Origin of the sequence: Rhodopirellula maiorica SM1 (genome assembly GCF_000346295.1) — a bacterium.
Taxonomy (GTDB): domain Bacteria; phylum Planctomycetota; class Planctomycetia; order Pirellulales; family Pirellulaceae; genus Novipirellula; species Novipirellula maiorica.
In genome coordinates this window covers 1-3,942 of record NZ_ANOG01000381.1, presented here as the reverse complement: position 1 = coordinate 3,942, position 3,942 = coordinate 1, and the positions used below count along the sequence as shown (strand labels likewise).

The 3,942-nt window shown below is 54.5% G+C and carries 2 protein-coding genes; one reads left to right on the top strand and one right to left on the bottom strand.

Annotated elements, in window-relative coordinates; translation table 11 throughout:
* Nucleotides 1-305 precede the first annotated feature (305 nt).
* Nucleotides 306-3,344, bottom strand: a complete 3,039-nt coding sequence (locus tag RMSM_RS12360) for an Ig-like domain-containing protein (RefSeq protein WP_008696197.1) — start codon at nucleotides 3,342-3,344, stop codon at nucleotides 306-308.
* A gap of 400 nt (nucleotides 3,345-3,744) precedes the next feature.
* Here RMSM_RS12360 and RMSM_RS12355 point away from each other — a divergent pair.
* Nucleotides 3,745-3,942: hypothetical protein (locus tag RMSM_RS12355; RefSeq protein WP_040766051.1), on the top strand; the 198-nt coding region annotated here is incomplete at its 3' end.

Below are 3,942 nucleotides of genomic sequence, written 5' to 3'. Positions count from 1 at the left end.
AGTGTCGCCGGTTCGTCGGCCAGAAGATTCAAGGTCAATGCGGTGGTAAAGGCTCCGCATAGAAGACTGCGAGAAAGCAGTCGAGACGCGAATGCTGCAGTGGACATGACGTTCTCTCCGAAGAAACAAGAAAAGGGATCGCGTGAACGCAAATGTCCGCCACGCGAAGGGAGCTTGCACTATCGAAGTTAAACGAATCCACGTCCGTTTTATTAGGAAATCAAATGGTTTGACTTGAATTTTACAATCGACTGAGATTCCAAAGCCGAAATTGCCCAGTTTGCCAAAAGGTGTGCGACAGCGTTTTAGCTTTGATCCGATAGCAATCGGATCGTCGCGTCGACTTGGTCCGCGAAATCGCTTGGTAAACTTGGATTGCTGTGTACCGAGGCGATAGCCCGAGAGAGCGGATTGGAAACCGGGGCTGCTGCGTCGTGGCCGGCTTGTTGATCATTAGGGAACGAATCCGCAATCGCACGGTCGTTGGTGCGTGGGTCGGCTGGATCGGTTCGTTCGTGTTTCGATCCCTCGGCGATCTGAGGAATTTGTATTGGCGGAATCACCTGCTCGCCATCGGCGGACGTGTCGTCCTGCTCGCCTCCGCCCACGGTGCCGCCGCCCGTCCCTTTACGATTGATCTCATTTAGAATCAGCAGTGCGTCCAGTGCGGTGACCGATCCGTCGGCATTGACGTCGTAACCAAACGCGGGATCCCCCGCCCCGACGGGCCCTGGTCCATAGACATTCAGGAAGTTGATGATCGCCAACGCATCGGCGGCGGTAACCGAACCGCCGTTGTCAACGTCGTAAGGATTGGCGTCGTTGTGAAACGGAGTTTCGTTTTCGAGTACGTCGATGATGAACGTCGACGACAGCGATTGGAACTCGTTGTTCGAATCGGTCGCAGTCACCGTCAATTGAATCTCGCTTTGTGTCGACTGTTCGACGAATTGATCGTCAATCAATTTCAGTTGGCCGTCGATCACTTCGAAACGCGTATCGTCGACTGTCAACGCGTAGCGAGAGTTTACAGATTGACCGTCCAGTTTTAGTGTGCCCGCCACTGCGCCAGCTTCGAATTCGACCAACGATCCGCCGACCAAGCTTAATACCTCGGGTTGATCGGGCAGATCTTTAACGATGATGGTGATCGGCTGGGTAAACGGATCGCCATTCACACCGAACTCTTTTGCAGTCACGTTGACCACGATCTCTTGGTTTTCTTCGAAGTTCAGCGACACGCCATCGGCGAGCCGTAAATCCGATCCGTCAATCACAAAGCGATCGTCATCCACCGTCAATATATGGAATTGCTCGCTGTCTTCGTCGTTGACTCGCAACTCGGCTACCGTGTCGCCAACCGCGTTCTCAAATACCGTCGCTTCGCTTGGCGTGATGCCGGTGATGGGATCGTTTGAATCGGTCACGACGACCGCGGGATAACTAACCAATTCGATATCGAGTTCCGGGTCGGTCACCGAAACCGTCAACGGAATCCAAGGTTCGACTTCAAAATTCAAGCCCTCGCCGTTCGCTCCGCCGATAAATATCAGCATGCCATGATCATTGATTTCAAAGCGGTGATCGTCGATTTGGATCACGTGATTCTTTACACCGTCGACATCAATCACCTCGACAAGTCCCACTGGATCGCCGAGCGCAAGGGCTTCGGGGATCGGGTCAAAGTGAAACACGACATCGACGGGAGGGTCGGCAACGGGCGCCACGGTGATCGACAAGTCAATCGGTTCGGATTCGGTGACCCCATCATGAATCGTGACCGAGACCGAATCGGTGCCGTAGAAGTCGGGATTGGGTGTATACGAAACGGAACCATCCACCGCGACATCCACCGTGCCATGCGAGGCGGTGCCTTTCTGCAGGATCACGAAATGATCGTTCTCGATGTCCAAAGCTCCAACGCGAGCCCCGGGGGCAGCTAGTTGCAGCGGTTGGTCTTCGTTGGTCGATAGCGCTGGCAGACTCTCGTAGCTGGGCGCCGTATTGTCGCCGTCGACAAACAACGCGAACCGGATTGGTTCAGCATCTTGGTTATCGACAATCTTAACACGATGCGAATCCGCACGACGAAGCGAAACTTCGATCACTCCGGTGGAACCGAGCACTGCGATCGCTTCGGGTTTTCCCTTGCTATCGATTGCCGCGATGTCGCCGATCATCGACAAGTCGATCGCTTGGTTCGCGATCACCGACCCGTCGCGTAGATCGACGAGCTGCAACAGCGTATCCACCGGTGAGAGGGTCATTAGCAGATCACGCGCCCCATCGAGCGTGACAGGGCCGGTCATTTCGGGGAACGAATGAAGCGAAGCAAAATCGGCATTCGCGTCCACCACGCTGACGCCGCCGTCCACTTGTCTCAGTACCAACAATCCTGATTCGTCGTCAAAGTCCAGCAGACTGCTGACGCCCGCCACTTCGATCGGATCGGTGCTGATCATCGAAGCGGTTTCGTTACTCCACAATGATAATTTCAAGCCATCGTCGCCTGACCAAGCAAAGACGCTGCGAGGTCCAGTGTCCGATGTGATGACCGTCGTGTCCGCTGGTACGATCGTGGTGGTGCTCGAAACAACCAGCCCCAGGTTCGCATCGGTAGCATCGAGGGATTGGACCGAGACCGGATCCGAGCTGTCGGCCAATGCAACCCCGCGTCCGTCGCCATCGATGGCAACATCCGACCACAAAGTGGGGGAATCGCTGCCAGACAGATCAATCGCGTTGACGGTCCCTGAAACAGGATCGACGATCCATGCCGAATCGCCACCCGCTTCGCCACCGATCACTAACAGATTTCCGTCAGGCAAGGTTTGCAATTTCGTCAAATCCGAGCCCACTGAAATCGTTTCATTTTCAGCGGTTGCTAAATCAGCGACCTCGACCCCCGTTTCGGTCAACACATAGGCGCTGCGGTCGGCTGTCGCCAGCAAGCTCAGCGCGTCGTCGATCGCGTTCGCAGTGGTCTCGACCGTAGCTTTAAATGGAAACAGTTGGTCTTGGACGCTGGTGCCGTTAAATAACCGGACTTGGTAATCGCCATCGCTTAGGCCATCAAAACGAAACGCACCCGCGGCATCGGCAACCGCGATTTTTTCGCCTTTTTCAAGAACCGCATTGTTGTTGGCGTCAAGGTAGACCAGGCGTTTCGGGAGCGACTGTTCGCTTGCTTCTTGGCGAAAAGAATGGTCCAGATCATCAAAAAACACGCCCGTGATTGCAGCGAGGACGCGGCGGTCGCCAAGATGTTCGACCAGCGGACGTCGCCGAATGCGAATCCGTCCGCGTTTTGAAGGGGGGGTACTGGATGATCGACGTTTGGTCATCTTGTTTAATTCTCGGTAGGACTTGTCGCGACCTTCGGATGGACCCGTGACGCTTTTCCAAAAGCATTTGACAGGCAGGCACACGAGGTTGGAAGCAGCCAATTAGGAAAAGTTCCCTTCGAAACAACCTTCTTGGGGGAGAACCCAGGCACAACGGAGTACGATGAAATCAAATCGACGACGTCGAGGGCCACCCCACACGAATTTAGACTGTTTATCATAAGTAGTGCACGGTAGTTTTGTGCGAAGAATTAGTTGCAAAAACAGAGCGAAATGCGTCCGCCGGCACGATTAGAACGCGTAAACTGCGGTTATTGGGCCCGGCAATTCTAAAAATTCAATTGTCTTTTTCCAAATGTTATCCATTTTCCCCAGCCCCGCGAAAGCGCGGGAGGCGTTTATGTTGAATCACTGCCATGTCTGCCGCCAAGCCGGTATCGTTGCCGCATCGGCGTTTCTCACTGCCGCCCTGCTTTCGCCGCTGTACGGGCAAAGCGAGGAATATTTTGATTCGATGCAGGAAGAGATGGAGATGGGATACGGCGGAGAATCTCGCCAATCCGCCTCGCCGTCGGTTTTTCGGCGTATGAATCTGGCA

What these genes read in the sequence shown, in the direction of transcription:
- RMSM_RS12360 (WP_008696197.1), bottom strand. Translation starts at nt 3,344, where the DNA reads ATGACCAAACGTCGATCATCCAGTACCCCCCCTTCAAAACGCGGACGG.